Genomic DNA, 20,224 nt, shown 5'->3' with positions numbered 1-20,224 from the left:
AAGGACTCCGTAAAAGGATGGATCAGAAGGGTTTGACGACGACCAGAATCACAATGGCCAACAGCAATAATACCGGGACTTCATTGAACCAGCGGAACCACTTGTGGCTGCGCTTGTTCTGGCCGTTTTCGAACTTCTTGAGCAGCGAACCGCAGGCGTGGTGATAGCCGATCACCAGAATCACCAGCGCCAGCTTGGCGTGCATCCAGCCGTTGCCGGGACCTTTGCCGATGCCGATGACCAGATACAGGTAGAGGCCCAGCGCGAGCGCAGGAATCGCCAGAATGGTGGTGAAACGATACAGGCGGCGCGCCATGCCGAGCAGGCGTTCTTTTACGACGATTTCGGTTTCCTGCGCCAGATTGACGAAGATGCGCGGCAGGTAGAACAGGCCGGCGAACCACGAGGCGATGAACACGATGTGCAGGGCTTTGATCCAGAGCATGCGACTTCCTTGGCGACGGCTATTGAAGGGGACAACGGTTATGTGCTTACTGACGTACTTGTCCTTGACCCAGCACCACGTACTTGAGCGAAGTCAGACCTTCCAGTCCGACCGGGCCGCGTGCGTGCAGCTTGTCGTTGGAGATACCGATCTCGGCGCCGAGGCCGTATTCGAAACCGTCGGCGAAACGCGTCGACGCATTGACCATCACCGAGGCCGAGTCGACTTCGCGCAGGAAACGCATGGCGCGGGTGTAGTCTTCGGTGACGATGGCGTCGGTGTGCTGCGACGAGTAAGTGTTGATGTGCTCGATCGCCTCATCCATGTCGGCGACGATCCTAACGGCCAGAATAGGGGCCAGGTATTCGGTGCTCCAGTCTTCTTCGACGGCTTCTTTCAGCAGCGGATAACCGTCCAGGATCTGGCGGCTTTCCGTGTCGCCGCGCAATTCGACTTCCTTGGCGCGGTACAGCCCGGCCAGCTTCGGCAACGCATCGGCTGCAATGGCGCGCGCCACCAGCAGGGTTTCCATGGTGTTGCAGGTGCCGTAGCGATGGCACTTGGCGTTGAAGGCGACGTCAAGCGCCTTTTGCAGGTCGGCCTTGTCGTCGATATAGACGTGGCAGATGCCGTCCAGATGCTTGATCATCGGCACCTTGGATTCCTTGATCAGACGCTCGATCAGTCCCTTGCCGCCACGCGGCACGATGACGTCGACGTACTCGGTCATGGTGATCAGCGCGCCGACGGCAGCACGGTCGGTGGTCTCGACCACTTGCACCGCGTCTTGCGGCAGGCCGGCGCCGGCCAGGCCTTCCTTGACCAGTTTTGCCAGCGCCTGATTGCAGTGGATCGCTTCGGAACCGCCGCGCAGGATGGTGGCGTTGCCGCTCTTTATGCACAGGCCGGCGGCGTCGACGGTGACGTTAGGACGTGCTTCATAGATGATGCCGATCACGCCCAGCGGCACGCGCATCTGGCCGACCTGGATGCCGGTCGGGCGGTATTTCATGTTGGAAATTTCACCGATAGGATCGGGCAGGGCGACGATCTGCTCCAGGCCTTCGGCCATGGTGGCGATGGCCTTGTCGGACAGCGTCAGGCGATCGAGCATGGCGTCCGACAAGCCGTTGTCGCGGGCGGCCGCCAGGTCTTGCTGGTTGGCGGCGCGCAGCGTGTCGGCGTCGCGGCGGATGGCGGCTGCGATCAGCGTCAGTGCGCGGTTTTTCGCGGCGCTGTCGGCTTTGGCCATGGCGCGCGATGCCTTGCGGGCGCGCTGGCCGATGTCGTTCATATACTGTTCGATGTTCATAGTCATGTCGTTCTTCACATTCCAAATAGAGCGGCTAGCGGCTAACAAAAGGTTGCTGGCAAGACGGACCGACGCAGACAGTACGAATGTACGGCAAGGAGGTGCAACGCCGCCAGCAGCCTTTTGTTAGCCGTTCTCAATAGCCGCGTGCGAGTTTGAGGCCTAACTGCGACAGTGCATCCCAGGCATCGCCGGAAAACGCTTTTGCGCGCAAGCCCTTGACCATCTTGTCGATCTGCGCGGCTTCCTGCAACGCGGTCTGCAGCGTCGGCAAGCTGATGCGGCGCAATGCCGGTTCCATCAGTTTTTCGCGCGGTCCCCAGATGCGGTATTCCTTGAGCAGCATGCCCAGTTGCTTGCCTTGCGTGACGCCGGATTTCAGCTTGAGCAGCGTGCGCACTTCTTCGGCCACAGCCCACAGCACCAGCGGCAGGGCTTCGCCTTCGCCTTTCAAACCATCCATCATGCGCATGAGCCGCGCGGCGTCGCCCGACAGCATGGCTTCGTTGAGCTTGAAGACGTCATAGCGCGCCACGTTCAGCACGGCATCGTGAACCTGCTCGAACGTCAGCTTGCCGGTGGGGTAGAGCAGGCCGAGCTTCTGGATTTCCTGATGCGCGGCGAGCAGATTGCCCTCGACGCGGTCGGCGATGAAATCCATGCACTGGCGATCGGCGCTTTGCTGCTGGGCAGCGAGGCGGTTGCCGATCCAGCCGGGCAGATGCGCGCGCTCGACCAGCGGAATATCGATGTACACGCCGGCCTGTTGCAGGGTGCCGACCCAGGCCGCTTTGGCGGTAGCCCAGTCCAGCTTGGGCAGGCTGATGATGGTCAGGTTGTCCGGGTTCAGGTTGGCGGCATATTCCTGCAATGCCTGGCCGCCGTCCTTGCCGGGTTTGCCGGTGGGGATGCGCAGCTCGATCAGTTTCTTGTCGCCAAACAGCGACTGCGACTGGTTGGCGGCGAGCAGTTCGCCCCATTTGAAGCTGCGCTCGACCACCAGCACGTCGCGTTCGGTGTAGCCGTTGGCGCGCGCGGTCTTGCGGATCTTGTCAGCGGCTTCCAGCGCCAGCAGATGTTCGTCGCTGGCGATGACATACAGCGGCGACAGCGATTTCGCCAGGTGCGTGTCGAGCGCGTCAAGCCGCAGCTGCATCTGTTATTCCTCGATGGTTTCGTCGACGTTGGTCTTGGTCGCGGACAGGCGGCGCAGGATCTGTTGCACCAGATCGCTTTGCATGTCGCGGTACAGCAGGACTTCTTCGGCCTGCTTCGCCAGTTCCTGGTTGGCGTCATAGGTGATGTCGCGCTTGAGGACGATGGACGCCGGTGCAATCAGCACCTTGCCGGCCTGGTCCTTGACCTGGAAGCTGAAGCGTTGATACAGGCTGTATTCGCGTACCTGGCCGTTGGTGTTCAGGGACAGGATCTTTTTCTCGCGCGTGTCCGCCAATACCTGCAGGATCGCTTCCGCCTCAGTCGCCTGCTCCGTGACTTTCACGCCGCTGGCGCGGATATAGCGTTTCAGCTCCGTACCCAGTGACGAGTTGCCGGAAAAACTAAGGTAAATCGACTTGAACGGCAACTGCGCCGGCCCACGCATATGAAAGCCGCAGGCGCTGAGCATGACCGCTGCCAGCAGCATCAGGAACCATTGCAGTGCTTTGCGTCGGTGAAGTTGAAATGGCATGTATTGTGTCCGTGGTCAGGTTCGTGGGCGTGACGTTTTGCGTATCGCTATGAATATCGATATCAGGCAACGATGTTGATCAGCTTGCCCGGCACGACGATCACTTTTTTCGGTGCGCCGGTCAGGAATTTCTGCACGCTTTCGTTGGCCAGCGCCAGCGCTTCGATGGCAGCCTTGTCGGCGTTCTTGGCGACGGTGATGCTGCCGCGCAGCTTGCCGTTGACCTGGATCATCATTTCGATCTCGCTTTGCTCCAGTGCAGCGGCATCGACTTGCGGCCACTCGGCGTCGAGGATATCGCCTTGTTGCTTGGCGAAGCCCAGTTCCTGCCAGAGCGCATGCGTGATGTGCGGTGTGATCGGATTGAGGATGCGCAGGAAGATCGAGGTGCATTCCGCCAGCACGGCGTTCGCGGCCGGGCTGTCTTCCAGCTTGGCGGCTTCGAGCGTGTTGAGCATCTTCATGCAGGCCGACACCACGGTGTTGTACTGAATGCGCTTCAGATCATGATCGGCTTGTTGCAGGATCTTGTGCACTTCGCGGCGCAGTGTCTTCAATGCATCGGTCAGTTGCGCTGCATCCACAGCGCCGGCGCCTTCAATACGCGCAGCATTGTTGTAAGCGAACGCCCAGACACGGCGCAGGAAGCGGTTGGCGCCTTCCACACCGGTGCCAGACCATTCCAGCGTTTGCTCCGGCGGCGAAGCGAACATGGTGAACAGACGCGCAGTATCGGCGCCGTACTGGTCGATCTGTGCTTGCGGATCGATACCGTTGTTCTTGGACTTCGACATCTTCTCGGTGCCGCCGATGATGACCGGCTGGCCGTCTTCCTTGAGTACGGCGGTGACCGGACGACCCTTGTCGTCATGTGTCAGTTCGACGTCGGCGGGATTGATCCAGGTCTTTTTGCCGGCGGCGTCTTCGCGATAGTAGGTCTCGTTGAGCACCATGCCTTGCGTGAGCAGGTTGGTGAACGGCTCGTCGAATTTCACCAGACCGAAGTCGCGCATGACCTTGGTCCAGAAGCGCGCGTACAGCAAGTGCAGCACGGCGTGTTCGATGCCGCCGATGTACTGGTCCATCGGCATCCAGTAATCGTTGCGCGAGTCGACCATCGCATCGTTGCCGCCGTTGGAAGATGCGGGCGAGGTATAGCGCATGTAGTACCACGACGAGTCGACGAAGGTATCCATCGTGTCGGTTTCGCGGCGCGCCGGTTTGCCGCATTGCGGGCAATCGACGTGCAGGAATTTTTCATGCTTGTTGAGCGGGTTGCCGCTGCCGTCCGGCACGCAGTCTTCCGGCAGCACGACCGGCAGGTCTTTTTCCGGCACCGGCACGTCGCCGCAATCGCCGCAATGGATGATCGGAATCGGCGTACCCCAGTAACGCTGGCGCGAGATGCCCCAGTCGCGCAGGCGGAAGGTGACTTTCTTCTCGCCGAGGCCCTTGGCGGTCAGGTCGGCGGCAACCGCATCGACCGCAGCCTGATAGCCGAGCCCGTCGTATTTGCCGGAGTCGACGGTCTTGCCGTTCTCCTTGTCGCCGTACCATTCTTCCCACGCCTCGGTGGAGTAGGTCTTGCCTTCGACGGCGACGACTTGCTTGATCGCCAGATTGTATTTCTTGGCGAAAGCGAAATCGCGCTCGTCATGCGCAGGCACGCCCATCACGGCGCCGTCGCCGTAGGTGATCAGCACGTAGTTGCCGACCCATACTTCGACTTGCGCGCCGGTCAGCGGATGCGTGACGAACAGGCCGGTCGGCATGCCCTTTTTTTCCATCGTCGCCATGTCGGCTTCGATGACGCTGCCCTTTTTGCATTCGGCGATGAAGTCTTGCAGCGCAGGATTGTTCTTTGCGGCGAAGGTCGCCAGCGCGTGTTCCGGCGCCACGGCGCAGAAGGTCACGCCCATCACGGTGTCGGCGCGCGTGGTGAAGACCCACAGCTTGCCGTCATTGATCAGTTGGCCGTCGTCTTTGATGTCATGCGGGAAGGCGAAGCGCACGCCGGTCGACTTGCCGATCCAGTTTGCCTGCATCAGGCGCACGCGCTCGGGCCAGCCGGGCAGCTTGGTTTCGACGTGTTCCAGCAGTTCGTCGGCGTAGTCGGTGATCTTGGCGTAGTACATCGGGATTTCACGCTTCTCGATGACTGCGCCCGAGCGCCAGCCTTTGCCGTCGATGACCTGTTCGTTGGCCAGCACGGTCTGATCGATAGGATCCCAGTTCACGGTGCCGGTCTTTTTATAGATGATGCCCTTCTCAAGCATCTTCAGGAACATCCACTGGTTCCACTTGTAGTATTCCGGCGAGCAGGCAGTCATCTCGCGCGACCAGTCGATCGCCAGACCCATGGAAGCCATTTGCTTCTTCATGTACTCGATGTTCGAGTAAGTCCATTGCGCCGGCGGCACGCCGTTGGCCATCGCCGCGTTTTCCGCCGGCATGCCGAACGCATCCCAGCCCATCGGCATGAGCACGTTGTAGCCGCTCATGCGCAGGTAGCGGTACATCACGTCGTTGATCGTGTAATTGCGCACGTGGCCCATGTGCAGCTTGCCCGATGGGTAGGGCAGCATCGAACAGGCGTAGAACTTCTTCTTGTCGCGGCCATTCTTGTCTTTCGCGTGTTCGACGGTTTTGTAGGCGTCGGTCGCGATCCAGTGCTGCTGCGCGGATTGTTCTACTTCTGATGGGCTGTATTTATCTTGCATGACGGGTTGAGGCAAAGGAGGATCGAAACCCGACATTATACTGGCTCGGCCCTGTGTCGACCTAGTTTGGCGTTGATGTCAGTTTGGCCATGAAAAATGATCGGACGGAAAGATTTTTAGTTTCTGAAATGAAATAACCGACCGTGAAGTCGAAAGCGATCATGGTCATAGGCTCGTCACATTGGGCTGGCACGATGTAATCGTTTTCATAACGGTCATCATCCGACATCGTGCCGCCATCCATCAAACAAGTTGCCCAGCAAGCCGGCGTTTCCACTGCGACGGTATCGCGCCTGCTCAACAAGCCGGAATCCGTGAGTTCGGACACGGCCGGCAAGATCAATGAGGCCATCGCCGCTTTGGGCTTTCGACCCAACTTCAACGGCCGCAACCTGCGTGCAGGGCGCTCGCGCACCGTTGGCGTCGTCGTGCCGACCTTGTCCAATACGGTCTTTGCACAGTGTTTGCAGGGTATCGAGCTGGCGGCGCGCTCGCTGGATTATTCGGTGATGTTCACCGCGACCGAATACCGCCAGGAAGACGAGGCCGCCGCAGTCGACCTGCTGCTGAGCCACCGCGTCGACGGTGTCATCCTGACGGTGGCCGACGCCAGCGCCAGCGCCACCCTGGACGTGCTCGACAGCGAACGCATTCCTTATGTCCTGACTTACAACCAGCCGCAGCAGGCCGCTCGCCTGTCGGTCTCGGTCGACAACCGCGCTGCCGCGCACGACGCAGTGGCGCATCTGATTGCGTTAGGACATACGCGTATCCAGATGCTGTCCGGTTATTTTCACGCATCCGACCGCGCGATCCAGCGTTATCACGGCTACCTCGAGGCCATGCGCGAACATGGCCTGACGCCCATGACGCCGATCGAAGTCCCGCGCCATACCGGCCTCGGCGTCGATTATGTGCAGTCCTTCGCCGATGCCGGCCAACGGCCGAGCGCCTTGTTCTGCTCCAACGATCTGCTGGCCTTCGCCGCCATGCGCGACTTGCGCACGCTGGGCTTGCGCGTGCCGCAGGATATTTCGGTGATGGGATTCGACGGCATTCCGCTGGGCGAGATGATGTCGCCCGTACTGGCCAGTGCGGTGCAGCCGTCTGAACAGATTGGCGAGGTTGCGTTGCGCACGCTGGTGGCGGCGATTGAGCAATCAGGCGCCGACGGCGCCGGTCAGCCGGCCTCCAGCATTCTTGCGCATGCGATCCGCGATGGCGGATCGGTGCAAATGTTTGTTCCCTGAGTTTTTCGTTTTTCTCACCCGCTCTCGTTATACAAAATATCAACAGCAACAGAAAGGAATTCACATGCGTTTATCTAAAATCCTCCAGGCGCTGGCAGCCAGTGCGGCGCTCGCGGCCTCGTTCAGCGTCGCCGCGCAAAACGTCATCTGCTATAACTGCCCGCCGGAATGGGCTGACTGGGCTACCCAGATCAAGACCATCAAGGAAAAGACCGGCATCACCGTGCCCCCTGACAACAAGAACAGCGGTCAGGCGCTGGCGCAGATCATGGCCGAGAAGGCCAGCCCGGTTGCCGACTTCACTTATGTCGGCGTGACCTTCGGCATCGAAGCCAAGAAAAACGACATCATCACTCCGTACAAGCCAGCCGGCTGGAACGACGTGCCTGCCGGTCTGAAAGACCCGGAAGGTTACTGGACCACGATCCACTCGGGCACCATGGGCCTGATGGTCAATGTCGATGCATTGAAGGGCAAGCCGGTGCCGCGTTCGTGGGCGGACCTGCTCAAGCCTGAATACAAGGGTCTGATCGGTTACCTGGATCCTGCGAGCGCCTTCGTCGGCTATGTCGGCGCCGTGGCGGTGAACCAGGCTTTGGGCGGTACGCTGGACAACTTCACACCCGGTATCAACTTTTTCAAGTCGCTGCAAAAGAATCAGCCTATCGTGCCGAAGCAAACTTCCTATGCGCGTCTGATCTCGGGTGAAATTCCTATCCTGTTCGGCTATGACTTCGACGCTTACCGCGCCAAGTACAAGGACAAGGCCAACGTCGCGTTCGTGATCCCGGCAGAAGGCAGCGTCACCGTGCCTTACGTCGTCAGCCTCGTGAAGAACGGCCCGAACCAGGCTAACGCCAAGAAGGTGCTGGACTTCCTGTTGTCGAACGAAGGCCAGGCAATCTGGGCCAACGCCTACCTGCGTCCGGTACGCGCCTCGGCCATTTCGAAAGAAGCCGAAGCACGCTTCCTGCCTGCCGCTGATTACGCGCGCGCCAAGTCGGTCGACTACGGCAAGATGGCTGAAGTGCAGCGTCAGTTCAGCGAACGTTACCTGGCTGAAGTGAAGTAACTATGTCGGTGCACGTGACTAACAAGTCTCATCGTCCGAATCGCAAACGTCCGGGCAGCAAAGTCTGGTTGTTTGCGGTGCCGGGCATGACGCTGTTCGCAGCGTTCTGGTTGTTGCCGATGCTGCGTCTGGTCGGCGTCGGCGCCAGCGGTCCGACCGGCGCGATGGCCTATCTGGCCGTCGTGACCAATCGCCACTACCTGTGGAGCCTGGTGTCGACGCTGGTGTTGTCCGGCGTCGTCACCGTGGCGACGCTGGCGATTTCGTCCTTCGTCGGTTTATTTTTGCAACGCAATCGCTTTCCCGGCAAGCCGCTGCTGCTGGCGATGCTGACGTTTCCGCTGGCGTTCCCAGGTGTCGTGGTCGGCTTCATGGTCATCATGCTGGCAGGGCGACAAGGCCTGATCGGCGCCCTGACGGAAAAACTGTTCGGCGAGTCGCTGGTGTTTGCGTATTCGCTGGCGGGCTTGTTTCTGGGTTATCTGTATTTTTCGATTCCGCGCGTGATCCTCACAGTGATGGCTGCGGCGGAAAAGCTCGATCCGTCACTGGAAGAAGCCGCCCGGTCACTCGGCGCGAGTCCGGTGCGGGTATTCCTCGACGTCATGATGCCGGCCCTGACGCCTGCGCTGATTTCATCCGGGGCGATTTGCTTTGCTACCAGCGTCGGCGCCTTCGGCACTGCGTTCACGCTGGCGACCAATATTGATGTCTTGCCGATGGCGATCTATAACGAATTCACCAGCTACGCCAATTTCGCGATGTCGGCGGCCTTGTCCATCGTGCTGGGCGTGATCACCTGGATCGCTCTGGCGCTGGCGCGTTCCCTGTCCGGCAGCACTGTGCCGGCGACGGCATAGGGAGAAGATCGTGAAGCAATCCTTTCGTTTCTATCTGCAACTGGCGTTCACCTTGCTGGTGTGCGCTTTCCTGATCGTGCCGGTGGTGCTGTCGATGCTGGCCGGCGTGACGGAGAATTTTTTTGTCGGATTATCCAGCGGCTTTACTTTGCGCTGGGTGGCACAGGTGTGGGACACCTATCAGATGACCATCTGGCGTTCCATCGTCATCGCGTTGGCCTGCCTCGCGGTGACGCTGGTCGTCGGCGTGCCGCTGGCATACATGCTGGCGCGCTACAAGGGCGGCCACAGCCGTCTGGCGCGCGTGTTTGAAGAGCTGTTGATGATGCCGGTCGCGGTCCCCGGACTGGCAACGGCGCTGGCGCTGATCATGGCTTACGGTCAATACCGTGCATTTCGCGGCAGCCTGCTGTTTATTCTGGTGGGGCACGTGTTGTTCACGCTGCCATTCATGGTGCGGCCGGTGCTGGCGGTGATGCAGTCGTCGCAACTGGCGGTGCTGGAAGAAGCTGCCGCCAGCCTCGGCGCGAGCATGTCGCAGCGCTTCTTCGGCGTGGTGATCCCCAACGTGATGTCCGGCATTCTGGCAGGTGCGCTGATGGTGGTGACCTTATCCGTCGGTGAGTTCAATATCACCTGGATGCTGCATACGCCGCTGACCATGACCTTGCCGGTGGGCCTGGCCGACAGCTACGCTTCGATGCGTCTGGAAGTCGGTTCGGCTTACACCCTGATTTTTCTTTTCATGATTATTCCGCTGCTGATCGCCATGCAATGGGTGACGCAGACTACACGTGCACGAGTACGCTTATGAGCAAGTCTTTGAGTTCAACATCTTCTTCATCCATGCCTCCCTCGTCCGCCAAGCCGCTGTCGATCAGGCTGGTTCACTGCGCCAAGACGTTTGGCAATGGCACGCCCGCGCTGGAACCGATCGACCTGGAAATCCATCCCGGCGAAACGCTGGTTCTGCTCGGCCCTTCCGGCTGCGGCAAGACCACGACTTTGCGTCTCATCGCAGGTCTGGAGTTTCCAGACGCCGGCGGTCGTGTGATGTTCGGCAATGACGACGTTACCGACTTGCCGATCGAAAAGCGCGGTGTCGGCATGGTGTTCCAGAACTACGCTTTGTTTCCCAACATGACCGTCGGCGAGAACATCGCATACGGTCTCAAGATCCGCAAGATGGCGTCGGCCGAACGGCTGGCGAAGATCGAGACGCTGTTGGAAATGGTGCACCTGCAAGGATTGAGCCATCGCCGCATCGACCAGTTGTCGGGCGGCCAGAAACAGCGTGTCGCGCTGGCCCGCGCACTGGCGGTAGAACCGAAGGTGTTGCTGCTGGACGAACCGCTGACGGCGCTCGATGCCAAGCTGCGCGAAACCCTGCGCGCGGACCTTAATCAATTGCTGCGCAAGCTGGGCATCACGGCGATTTACGTGACCCACGATCAGGGCGAAGCCATGGCGCTGGGCGACCGCGTGGTGGTGATGGAGCGCGGCAAGATTGCGCAGATCGGCAGTCCGCAAGACATCTACTATCGTCCGGTCAATGCCTTTGTCGCCGACTTCATCGGCACGATGAATCGCGTGACAGGTGTGGGACGCGCCGGCCAGTTGTCGTTCTCCGCAGGTGCCGTGCCGATGGCATCGGTAAGGGACAATCAGACCATGACCGCGATGTTCCGTCCCGAGGACGTCGACATCGTGCCGCTGGAAACCGTCGGCGCAGAAATCTTCGGCGACGTCATGTCGACCTTCTTCATGGGCGACCGTACGCGCCTGCTGGTGGACATTGGCGACGAGCTACCGGTCATCGTGGAAACACGGCGCCGCGGCGTCTGGCATGCCGGCGAACGCATCGGCCTGCGCGTGCCGGAACATGCGGTCATGCAACTGCCCGGCAAGCCATGGGAAGGGGAGGAGCGTCCATGATTCTCTGTCAGATTTCCGATTTGCACATCAAGGCTGCGGGCAAGAAATCCTATAAGGTGGTCGACACGGCGGAGAGCCTGCGCCGTTGCATCGCGCAGGTGAACCAGCTGAAACAGCGTCCCGACGCGGTAGTGTTCACGGGCGACCTGGTCGATTTCGGTCTGCCTGAAGAGTATGCGATGCTGCGCAGCTTGCTGGCGCCGCTGAGCGTGCCTTACTACCTGCTGCCCGGCAATCACGACGAGCGCCAGGCGCTGCGTGCGGCATTTCCGGAGCATGTCTATCTTCAGCAGGGCGGCGAGCGCATCGAATACGTCATCGACGATCATGTGCTGCGCATCGTTGCGCTGGACACGGTGATTCCACGTTCCAGCAACGGCGAGCTTGCACCTGCCAGCATGGTCTGGCTGGATCGCGTCCTGAGCGAACAACCGCAGCGCCCGACGGTGATCGTGATGCATCATCCACCCTTCAAGACCGGCATCGGCCACATGGACGATATCGGTCTGGCGAATCCGCAGTTGCTGGAAGAAGTGGTGCGGCGGCATCCGCAGGTGGAGCGCGTCTTGTGCGGTCACTTGCATCGGCCGATCACCACGCGTTTCGGCGGCACGATCGCCTCAACCTGTCCGGGCGTCTCGCATCAGGTGATGCTGGATCTGGATCCGCAAGCGGCGTCGCAGTTCGTCATGGAGCCGCCGGGATTTCAGTTGCATCTGTGGGATGAGCAGGCCGGACTGATCAGTCATACGGCCTATGTGGGGGAGTTCGAGGGACCGTATCCGTTTTATGACGGCGACAATCTTATCGACTGAGTGATCGACTCAGTGATCGACTGAGCGAACTAGAAATCAGACAAAAGAGGGATTACAGCAACGCTAGCTTGAGCGTTGCTGTTTCTTCGTAGTCCTCGCAGCGCTCGTTGATCATGGCGACGCAGAATTGCAATTCTTCCACGATGTCCGGCGCGGCGGCGCGCATTTTCTCGCTGTGCTGGACTTCAATCGTCAGCACTTCATTTTCCTTCAGCACGAACTTGCTCATGCCGTCGTCATCGCGCAGGTAGCTGAGGCAGTCGACCCAGGCGTTCATGTTGCGGCCGTAGAAATCGGGGAAGCCGAACACTTTCTCGCATTCGCTGTGAAAGCTGTCCCAATCGGTAATGAGTTCGCCATTCAGGCGGGCGGTTGGCATGATTATTTTTTCTCCGCGCCCGCAGGCGAATCGGGTTTGGGATCGGTGACGAAACCAAGTTTGTTGAGACCGTTGCTTTGTGCCGCCGACATCACATCCGCAATCACTTCATAACGCGTCGCCTTGTCGGCGCGCAGCTGGACTTCCGGCTGCGGTTGCTTGACGGCGGCTGCGCTCATGCGGTTGGTCAGTTCGGCCAGCGTGACGGGCTGGTCTTGCCAGTAGAGTTTGCCGGCAGCATCGATGGCGACGCTGATGGTTTGCGGTTTTTCCGGCGCCGGCGCGGATTTGGCGGTCGGCAGGTCGAGTTGCAAAGAGTGTGTAAACAACGGCGCCGAGAGGATGAAAATCACCAGCAGCACCAGCATCACGTCGACCATCGGCGTGACGTTGATCTCGGCCATCGGGCCGGAGTGCTGATTGTCGTTGAAGCCGCCGAAGCTCATGATTGCCTCTCGCCGACGCGCTCGCCGGTCGTCAGGTAAGCGTGCAGGTCGTGTGCAAAGCCGTCCAGTTCCGCCAGCGTCAGGCGGTTGATGCGCGTGAAGGCGTTGTAGGCCAGCACGGCAGGAATCGCCACCACCAGGCCGAGCGCGGTCATGATCAGCGCTTCGCCGACCGGGCCGGCGACCTTGTCGATTTGCACGGTGCCGCTGGCCGATACCGCCGCCAGCGCGTGATAGATGCCCCAGACCGTACCGAACAGGCCGACGAAGGGCGCGGTCGAGCCTACCGACGCCAGCAGCGTCAGACCGCGTTCAAGCCGTGCCGAGACCCGGTTGATTTCACGGCGCAGCGTGCGCGTGATCAGTTCGCCCGGATCTGTGGCGGCGTTCAGCGACGGCGCGCCTTGCTGTTTGGAGGAAATGCTGGCGGCTTCGGACGAGCGCAGCGCCAGAGGAATATAGATTTCTTCGCTGTCGACGGTTTGCATGACGGCGATGGCGTCGGTCAGCGTCGGTGCTTTCCAGAAACCGTCCAGCGCATTGCTGCTGCGGCGGATGCGCCAGGAACTCCAGGTTTTGGAAAGAATGTAGTACCAGCTTGCAATAGACATCAGTAGCAAGATGTAAGCGACGGCATGTGACACGGCGTCGCCCTGTGCCCAGTAATGGGCGAATCCAACGGTTTGTTCCATGGTGTGTTCTCTTGGTTAACGACAGAGTTAATGGCAATCCGTTGGAGCGGTCATTCGTGAAAAGATTCGCAGCAGATTCACAGCAAATCAGATCCGGCGCGCGAGAAAACAGGCGCGCCGGATCGGGATGACTTACTTCAGTCCCAGTACATCCTGCATGTCGTACAAACCGGTCGACTTGTCAGCGAGGAAGCGCGCGGCGCGCAGGCTGCCGTGGGCGTAGGTGACGCGGCTGGACGATTTATGGGTGATTTCGATACGCTCGCCGATACCGGCAAACAGCACAGTGTGGTCGCCGACGATGTCGCCGCCGCGGATGGCGGAGAAGCCGATCGACGACGGATCGCGTTCGCCGGTGATGCCTTCGCGGGCGTAGACGGCAACGTCATCGAGCTTGACACCGATGGCGTCGGCAATGACTTCGCCCATTTTCAGCGCGGTGCCGGATGGCGCATCGACCTTGTGGCGATGGTGCGCTTCGATGATTTCAATGTCGTAGCCATGTGTAAAACTCTTGGCTGCCATTTCCAGCAGCTTGAGCGTGACGTTAACGCCGATGCTCATGTTGGGCGCCTGCATGATGGCGGTCTTGGTCGCCGCGGCAGCGATGGCGTCCTTGGCTTCCTGTTCCAGGCCGGTGGTGCCGATGACCATCTTGATGCCGTGCGCGGCACAGTACTCGGCGTGCTTCAGGGTGCCTTCCGGACGCGTGAAATCGATCAGGACGTCAACATTGGCCAGGCCTTTGGCAAGGTCGGATTCAATCGTCACGTTGGCGGGCTTGCCGAGAAAGGACGCGGCATCGGTGCCCAGGCTTGGCGATCCGGGCACGTCCAGTGCGCCGGCCAGAACCATGTCATCGGCGTTCTGGATGGCTTCGATCAGCATGCGGCCCATGCGGCCGGAAGCGCCGGCTACGGCGATTTTCAGTGCGCTCATATTGCTAAAATCTTACTTGTTCGTGATGGTCGGGGCGACCGGCGTGTCGGACAGCTCAGGCATAGCGCCTTTCTTGGAACCGGCGATCAGGGACAGATATTCCTGCTCGGTCGGCAAGTCGTTGCCGCCTTCGTAGCGGTCCATCAGGTTTTCCTTGAAGAACACCGAGACGCGGCTGCTCATGATTTCGCCGTTGCCCTTGGCCAGGCGGAATTCATAATCCCAGCGATCCGAGTGGAACACGTCGGTCAGCAGCGGTGTGCCCAGGACGAAGCGAACCTGCTCGCGTGTCATGCCGGGTTTGAGCTGGGCGACCATTTCCTTGGAAACGAAGTTGCCTTGCTGGATGTCGATACGATAAGGTTTGAAGAAGCCGAACAGGCTGCCGTCCTTCTTGATCACATGCACGCCGCTTGCGTCAGCCGATGCTGCGCCTTCTGCCGGTTTGTTGGATGCACAGCCGGACAGCAGGGAGCCCAGCGCGATCAGCGCGAGGGCGGTAATACGGTAGGAAGGCAACATTCGCATAAAGATTTCAATTGGTTGAGCAATTGTGCTAAAACGCTATATGATAAAGCAGATAACCCGATTTTTACTGAAACATGCCTAATAATCCATCCGAACTGAAAGCCAGCGGCCTCAAAGCTACTCTGCCGCGTCTGAAAATCCTGGAAATCTTCCAAAATACCGAGGTGCGCCACCTCAGTGCGGAAGACGTCTACAAAATCCTTCTGGCCGACAATCTGGACGTGGGGCTGGCAACGGTCTACCGCGTGCTGACCCAGTTCGAGCAGGCAGGCCTGTTGCAGCGCAATCACTTCGAAACCGGCAAGGCCGTGTTCGAACTGAATGAAGGCTCGCACCATGACCATCTCGTTTGCCTGGATTGCGGCAAGGTCGAAGAGTTTTTCGACGCCGAAATCGAAAAGCGCCAGGTCAAGATTGCTCAGGAGCACGGTTTCGAGATTGCCGACCATGCGCTGGCGCTCTACGGACATTGCCGGGATTGCCAGAAAACCAAGAAGTAACCAAGCGGCAGATGCGGTATTCCGCTGCAATTCAGCGACCGTTCAGCATTATTTGTAAAAAGCCATCCGGCAGCAATACCGGATGGCTTTTTTATTGTCTGTCCTGCGCGCGTAAAGTTGGGTAAGGCGTTTGCAACATTCCTGCTGCTTGCAGCTTCAGCTGTTGCTCAGCGCGCTCGACAACAATTTGGCAGTGATGTCGACAATGGGAATCACGCGTTCGTACGCCATGCGCGTCGGACCGATCACACCCAGCGTGCCGACGATCTTGCCGTTGACCTCATACGGTGCGGTGACGATGCTCATGTCGTCCATCGGCACCAGTTGCGATTCGCCGCCGATGAAGATCTGCACGCCGGTGGCTTTGCTCGATACGTCCAGCAACTGCATCAGGCTGGTCTTCTGTTCAAACATGTCAAACAGCTTGCGCAGGGACGTCATGTTCGACGACAGATCGGACACGCTCAGCAGATTGCGTTCGCCGGAAATCACGACGTTGTCGGACTCATCCGCCATGGCATCGCTGCCGGCTTCGACTGCTGCCTGCATCAGGCTGGTCATGTCGTCGCGCAGCTGGCGCAGTTCGTTTTGCAGGCGCAGGCGGACTTCGTCGAAGCCGAGGCCGCCGTAGTGCTGGTTGATGTAGTTCGCGGCCTGCACCAGTTGCGACGGCGTGTAATCGACGTCGGTCAGCAGCAGGCGGTTCTGCACGTCGCCGCGCGGGCCGACGATCACCAGCAGGATGCGTTTTTCGGACAGGCGCAGGAATTCGATTTGCTGGAAGATGGACTCACGCTTGGGCGTCATGACCACGCCGGCGAATTGCGACAGCGACGACAACACCTGCGCCGCGTTGGAAATGATCTTCTGCGGCGAGTTGATCTGCGAGCGCGATTGCAGTTTGGTTTCCAGCGTCGCTTCGTCGATGGCGTCGATCGATTCGATGGTCAGCAAGGTGTCGACGAACACGCGATAGCCGCGCGGCGTCGGAATCCGTCCGGCGGAAGTGTGCGGGCTGGCGACGAAGCCCATGTCTTCCAGGTCGGCCATGACGTTGCGGATGGTCGCCGGCGACAGTTCGAGTCCCGAAATCTTGGAGAGCGCGCGTGAGCCGACTGGCTGGCCGTCGGCGATATACCGTTCGACCAGTGCCTTGAGCAGGGTTTGAGCGCGATTGTCTAGTTGCATGTCTTCATTCTAACGACCCGGCGGCAGGCCTGCCAGCGTCTTCTCATTTATATGTGCTCAGCTGCTCAGGCTGCCAGCCAGTTTGCCAGTTCCGTCAGGTCGGTGCAGACCGCGTCGGGACGCACGTGGTCGGGCAACTCGCGTTTGAAGCGGTTCATCCAGACGGCACGCAGGCCGGCTTGCTGGGCGCCAAGCACGTCCAGGGTGAGATCGTCGCCGACGTAGACGGTCTGCTCCGGTGCGACGTCCAGCGCCGTGCAGGCTGCGTGGAAGATGGTCGGATCAGGTTTGGCTGTGCCGAATTGGTGCGCGGCAATGGAAATCTCGAAATGCTCCGCCAGCCCGATACGGCCAAGATCGGCAAAGCCGTTGGAGACGGTGCCGAGCCTGACGCGCGGTTTCAGTTGCAGCAAGCCAGGAACGACATCGTCGAAGGGCGTGACCGCATTGCGGCCGGTGGTGAAGATTTCCATGGCCGGATCAGCCAGCGCCGGGTCTTCGCCATGCTCGGCCAGCACGTCGCTCAGCGCCGCATGACGCAAGGCCCACAGGTTGATCTTGTATTTCGGGTCGCTCTTCGCCAGCAGCATGCGGCGTGCGCGCAGACTCTCTATCGTTTCCCGTTGGACCACGCCCGGAGCATGTTGGCGCAGCCAGTCGTACAACTGGCTTTCGGCCAGGTGCAGGACCGGCTCGATTGCCCAGAGCGTATCGTCGAGGTCGAACAGGACGGCCTGTATATGTGTTTTGTTCATCAAAATCGATTCAGAGTCGTCTAAATTATGCTTTAATCCGCAGCATGTGGCCTATCAAATTACCCGTGCAGGCGGCAACGCCAAAAACCATCGCGATCGTCGGCAAATTTCATGCCGTCGGCATCGCGCAGTCTTTATCCGATATTGCAGCGTTTCTGGAAGCGCACGGTCACACGATCGTGTTTGAAGCAGAGACGGCGCAAAACGTTGCCCTGGAAGGCTACGATGCCATGTCGCCGGAGCAGATCGGCCAGTTCGCCGATGCCGCCATTGTGGTCGGCGGCGACGGCACCATGCTCGGCATCGCTCGCCAGCTTGCGCCTTTCAACGTGCCGCTGATCGGGATCAACCAGGGCCGGCTGGGTTTCATGACGGATATTTCGCTAGACCGCATGATACCGGTATTGGCCGATATGCTGGATGGAAAAGTGGATGCCGAGACGCGCTCGCTGCTGGAGGCGACGGTGTTCCGCGACGGTGAACAGATTTTCAACGCGCTGGCGTTTAACGACGTGGTGGTAGCGCGCGGCGCCTCGTCCGGCATGGTCGAACTGACCGTTGAGGTCGACGGCCGGTTCATGTACAACCAGCGCTCGGACGGCCTGATCGTGGCCACGCCGACCGGTTCGACTGCCTACGCCTTGTCGGCCGGCGGCCCGATCCTGCATCCGAGTTTGCATGGCATCGTGCTGGTGCCGATTGCGCCGCATGCCTTGTCAAATCGTCCGATCGTGATTCCCGACTCTTGCGAAATCTCGATCCGCGTCGTCAACGGTCGCGACATCAGCGCCAATTTCGACATGCAATCGCTGACCAGTCTGACCCATGGCGACCTGATCGTCATCAAACGCTCCGCACACAAGATTACTTTCTTGCACCCTGAGGGTTGGAGCTACTACGACACGCTGCGGCAGAAACTTCACTGGAACGAATACCCCTCTGTAGAAGGCCGTTTACAATAACGACCAGTCTCCGTATCCGTGGCGCGTCTGCGGGTACGGCAAGCAATATTTCCAAAACATCACTACAAAATCCCATGCTGCGTACCCTGTCGATTCGTGATTTCGTTATCGTCGATGCCATCGAACTTGAGTTCGCGCCCGGATTTTCCGTCTTCACCGGCGAAACCGGCGCGGGCAAGTCGATTCTGATCGATGCGCTGGCGCTGGCTCTGGGCGGACGTGGCGACGCCAGCGTGGTGCGTGAAGGTGCGGCCAAGGCCGATATCACCGCCGATTTCAGCGTGAGCGAGGATGCCGCCGCCTGGCTGGAAGCACATGAGTTCGCCGACGAAGACGGCGCGGTGCTGTTGCGCCGGGTGATCGACAACGCCGGGCGCTCCAAAGCCTTCATCAACGGCATCGCCGCCACCGCGGCGCAGTTGCGCGAATTGGGCGAATTGCTGGTCGACATTCACGGTCAGCATGCGCACCAGTCCTTGCTCAAGGCCGATGCGCAGCGCCAGTTGCTGGACAATCAGGCCGGTTTGCTGGACGAAGCAAAAGTTGTTGCCGCCGCTTATAAAACCTGGCGGGCGCTGGCGAAGCAACGCGAAGAATTTGAAATCAACGCCAAGAACGTCCTGCTCGAACGCGAGCGTCTCGAATGGCAAGTCAGCGAGCTGGAAAAACTGGCCGTCAAACCGGGCGAGTGGGCCGATATCAGCAACGAACACAGTCGCCTGTCTCACGCCGCGAGTCTGATCGAGGGCGCGCAAGAAGCGCTCAGCGCGATTTCCGAATCGGAGTCGCCGATCCTGTCGCAACTTTCGTCGCTGACGCAAAAACTCGGCAAGCTGACCGACGTCGACGCCGCCCTCAAACCGGTCATGGATGCGCTGGAGCCTGCGCAGATCCAGCTTCAGGAAGCGGTCTACGCGCTCAACGATTATCTCGGCCGGGTCGAGCTCGATCCGGCGCGTTTGCAGCAGGTGGAGGGGCGTCTTGAAGCGATTCATTCGACTGCACGTAAATTCCGTGTCACACCCGATGAGCTGCCGCAGGAATACATCAAACTGGCCGAAGAATTGAAGCAACTGGCCGACGCCAGCGACCTCGACGCCTTGCGCGCGCAGGAAGAAAAACTCAAGACGGCTTACAGCAGCGCCGCGCAGAAATTGTCCAAAGGCCGTATCAAAGCCGCGAAAGCCCTGAGCGAAGCGGTGACCGCGGCGATGCAGGATCTGAGCATGTCCGGCGGACGTTTTTCGATCGCGCTGGAAGCGTGCGAGCCGGCGGCGTATGGATTGGAACAGGTGGAGTTTCTGGTTGCCGGCCATGCCGGCGTAGCACCGCGGCCGCTGGCAAAAGTGGCGTCGGGTGGTGAACTGGCGCGTATCGCACTGGCGATTTCCGTGATTGCGTCGAGCTCGACGGCGACGCCGACCTTGATTTTCGACGAAGTCGACAGTGGCATCGGCGGCGGTGTGGCCGAAGTGGTCGGCCGCTTGCTCAAACGCCTCGGCCAAGATCGCCAGGTGCTGTGCGTTACGCATTTGCCGCAGGTCGCCAGCCAGGGCAATCAGCACTTCCAGGTCAGCAAGCGCAACGACGGCGGCAAGACCGTGTCGCAGATCGAAGCGCTGGACGCCAAGTCGCGCGTGGAAGAAATCGCCCGCATGCTGGGCGGCCTGGAAATCACCGCGACTACGCGCAAGCACGCGCGCGAATTGCTTGCGCTCTGACGTCTCGTTCTTTCC

Annotated in this window: 21 protein-coding genes; 9 read left to right on the top strand and 12 right to left on the bottom strand. The window is 59.9% G+C overall.

Features of this window, described 5'->3' with window-relative positions; translation table 11 throughout:
• Positions 1 to 22: 22 nt before the first annotated feature.
• The 5 genes from AC1RN6_RS14400 to leuS form a co-directional block, all read right to left on the bottom strand.
• Positions 23 to 445, bottom strand: coding sequence for a CopD family protein (locus AC1RN6_RS14400; RefSeq protein WP_493006122.1), 423 nt, complete (start codon positions 443 to 445; stop codon positions 23 to 25).
• 46 nt (positions 446 to 491) lie between these two features.
• On the bottom strand, positions 492 to 1,757 hold the full coding sequence (locus tag AC1RN6_RS14395) for a glutamate-5-semialdehyde dehydrogenase (protein ID WP_493006121.1): 1,266 nt from the start codon (positions 1,755 to 1,757) through the stop codon (positions 492 to 494).
• 136 nt (positions 1,758 to 1,893) lie between these two features.
• Complete coding sequence (holA, locus tag AC1RN6_RS14390; protein ID WP_493006120.1) at positions 1,894 to 2,913, bottom strand: DNA polymerase III subunit delta; 1,020 nt, start codon at positions 2,911 to 2,913, stop codon at positions 1,894 to 1,896.
• A 3-nt stretch (positions 2,914 to 2,916) separates the two neighbouring features.
• Positions 2,917 to 3,447, bottom strand: coding sequence for an LPS-assembly lipoprotein LptE (locus tag AC1RN6_RS14385; protein WP_493006119.1), 531 nt, complete (start codon positions 3,445 to 3,447; stop codon positions 2,917 to 2,919).
• 62 nt (positions 3,448 to 3,509) lie between these two features.
• Complete coding sequence (gene leuS / locus AC1RN6_RS14380; RefSeq protein ID WP_493006118.1) at positions 3,510 to 6,167, bottom strand: leucine--tRNA ligase; 2,658 nt, start codon at positions 6,165 to 6,167, stop codon at positions 3,510 to 3,512.
• A gap of 230 nt (positions 6,168 to 6,397) precedes the next feature.
• On the opposite strand from leuS, the gene AC1RN6_RS14375 reads away from it, so the two are divergent.
• The 6 genes from AC1RN6_RS14375 to AC1RN6_RS14350 all read left to right on the top strand — a co-directional run bounded on the left by AC1RN6_RS14375 (position 6,398) and on the right by AC1RN6_RS14350 (position 12,099).
• Complete coding sequence (locus AC1RN6_RS14375; protein ID WP_493006117.1) at positions 6,398 to 7,417, top strand: LacI family DNA-binding transcriptional regulator; 1,020 nt, start codon at positions 6,398 to 6,400, stop codon at positions 7,415 to 7,417.
• A gap of 64 nt (positions 7,418 to 7,481) precedes the next feature.
• On the top strand, positions 7,482 to 8,489 hold the full coding sequence (locus tag AC1RN6_RS14370) for an ABC transporter substrate-binding protein (protein WP_493006116.1): 1,008 nt from the start codon (positions 7,482 to 7,484) through the stop codon (positions 8,487 to 8,489).
• A gap of 2 nt (positions 8,490 to 8,491) precedes the next feature.
• Entirely contained in the window at positions 8,492 to 9,349 is an 858-nt protein-coding gene (locus AC1RN6_RS14365) for an ABC transporter permease (RefSeq protein WP_493006115.1), read from the top strand.
• A 10-nt stretch (positions 9,350 to 9,359) separates the two neighbouring features.
• Positions 9,360 to 10,163, top strand: a complete 804-nt coding sequence (locus tag AC1RN6_RS14360; RefSeq protein WP_493006114.1) for an ABC transporter permease — start codon at positions 9,360 to 9,362, stop codon at positions 10,161 to 10,163.
• Positions 10,160 to 11,284: an ABC transporter ATP-binding protein gene (locus tag AC1RN6_RS14355; protein WP_493006113.1), complete on the top strand. Its 1,125-nt coding sequence runs from the start codon at positions 10,160 to 10,162 to the stop codon at positions 11,282 to 11,284. The genes AC1RN6_RS14360 and AC1RN6_RS14355 overlap by 4 nt, the downstream gene beginning before the upstream one ends.
• The gene (locus tag AC1RN6_RS14350) at positions 11,281 to 12,099 is read left to right on the top strand and encodes a phosphodiesterase (RefSeq protein ID WP_493006112.1); all 819 of its coding nucleotides are present in this window, start codon (positions 11,281 to 11,283) and stop codon (positions 12,097 to 12,099) included. Before AC1RN6_RS14355 ends, AC1RN6_RS14350 begins: the two co-directional genes overlap by 4 nt.
• Before the next feature lie 52 nt (positions 12,100 to 12,151).
• On the opposite strand, the gene AC1RN6_RS14345 is transcribed toward AC1RN6_RS14350, so the two are convergent.
• The 5 genes from AC1RN6_RS14345 to AC1RN6_RS14325 all read right to left on the bottom strand — a co-directional run bounded on the left by AC1RN6_RS14345 (position 12,152) and on the right by AC1RN6_RS14325 (position 15,077).
• Positions 12,152 to 12,478 (bottom strand): barstar family protein, encoded by a 327-nt coding sequence (locus tag AC1RN6_RS14345; RefSeq protein WP_493006111.1) that lies wholly within the window; start codon positions 12,476 to 12,478, stop codon positions 12,152 to 12,154.
• 2 nt (positions 12,479 to 12,480) lie between these two features.
• Entirely contained in the window at positions 12,481 to 12,924 is a 444-nt protein-coding gene (locus AC1RN6_RS14340) for an ExbD/TolR family protein (protein ID WP_493006110.1), read from the bottom strand.
• Entirely contained in the window at positions 12,921 to 13,616 is a 696-nt protein-coding gene (locus tag AC1RN6_RS14335; RefSeq protein ID WP_493006109.1) for a MotA/TolQ/ExbB proton channel family protein, read from the bottom strand. Before AC1RN6_RS14335 ends, AC1RN6_RS14340 begins: the two co-directional genes overlap by 4 nt.
• A 132-nt stretch (positions 13,617 to 13,748) precedes the next feature.
• Complete coding sequence (gene dapB, locus AC1RN6_RS14330; RefSeq protein WP_493006108.1) at positions 13,749 to 14,555, bottom strand: 4-hydroxy-tetrahydrodipicolinate reductase; 807 nt, start codon at positions 14,553 to 14,555, stop codon at positions 13,749 to 13,751.
• Between the two features lie 12 nt (positions 14,556 to 14,567).
• Positions 14,568 to 15,077 (bottom strand): outer membrane protein assembly factor BamE, encoded by a 510-nt coding sequence (locus tag AC1RN6_RS14325; protein WP_493006107.1) that lies wholly within the window; start codon positions 15,075 to 15,077, stop codon positions 14,568 to 14,570.
• 80 nt (positions 15,078 to 15,157) lie between these two features.
• Here AC1RN6_RS14325 and fur point away from each other — a divergent pair, with 80 nt between their 5' ends.
• Complete coding sequence (gene fur / locus AC1RN6_RS14320) at positions 15,158 to 15,583, top strand: ferric iron uptake transcriptional regulator (protein ID WP_007881067.1); 426 nt, start codon at positions 15,158 to 15,160, stop codon at positions 15,581 to 15,583.
• Positions 15,584 to 15,739: 156 nt separating this feature from the next.
• Here the strand turns inward: fur and hrcA are convergent, their stop codons facing one another.
• Both hrcA and AC1RN6_RS14310 read right to left on the bottom strand, forming a co-directional pair.
• Complete coding sequence (hrcA, locus tag AC1RN6_RS14315; RefSeq protein ID WP_094565365.1) at positions 15,740 to 16,771, bottom strand: heat-inducible transcriptional repressor HrcA; 1,032 nt, start codon at positions 16,769 to 16,771, stop codon at positions 15,740 to 15,742.
• 65 nt (positions 16,772 to 16,836) lie between these two features.
• Positions 16,837 to 17,526 carry an HAD family hydrolase gene (locus AC1RN6_RS14310; RefSeq protein ID WP_493006106.1) on the bottom strand — a complete coding sequence of 230 codons (690 nt, stop codon included), beginning with the start codon at positions 17,524 to 17,526 and terminating at the stop codon, positions 16,837 to 16,839.
• A 44-nt stretch (positions 17,527 to 17,570) separates the two neighbouring features.
• On the opposite strand from AC1RN6_RS14310, the gene AC1RN6_RS14305 reads away from it, so the two are divergent.
• Both AC1RN6_RS14305 and recN read left to right on the top strand, forming a co-directional pair.
• On the top strand, positions 17,571 to 18,488 hold the full coding sequence (locus AC1RN6_RS14305) for an NAD kinase (protein WP_050477355.1): 918 nt from the start codon (positions 17,571 to 17,573) through the stop codon (positions 18,486 to 18,488).
• A 74-nt stretch (positions 18,489 to 18,562) separates the two neighbouring features.
• On the top strand, positions 18,563 to 20,209 hold the full coding sequence (gene recN / locus AC1RN6_RS14300; protein WP_493006105.1) for a DNA repair protein RecN: 1,647 nt from the start codon (positions 18,563 to 18,565) through the stop codon (positions 20,207 to 20,209).
• Positions 20,210 to 20,224 lie beyond the last annotated feature (15 nt).

Source organism: Herbaspirillum sp. GW822-FHT03A08 (genome assembly GCF_058801885.1).
This window is presented reverse-complemented; position numbering and strand designations above follow the sequence as displayed.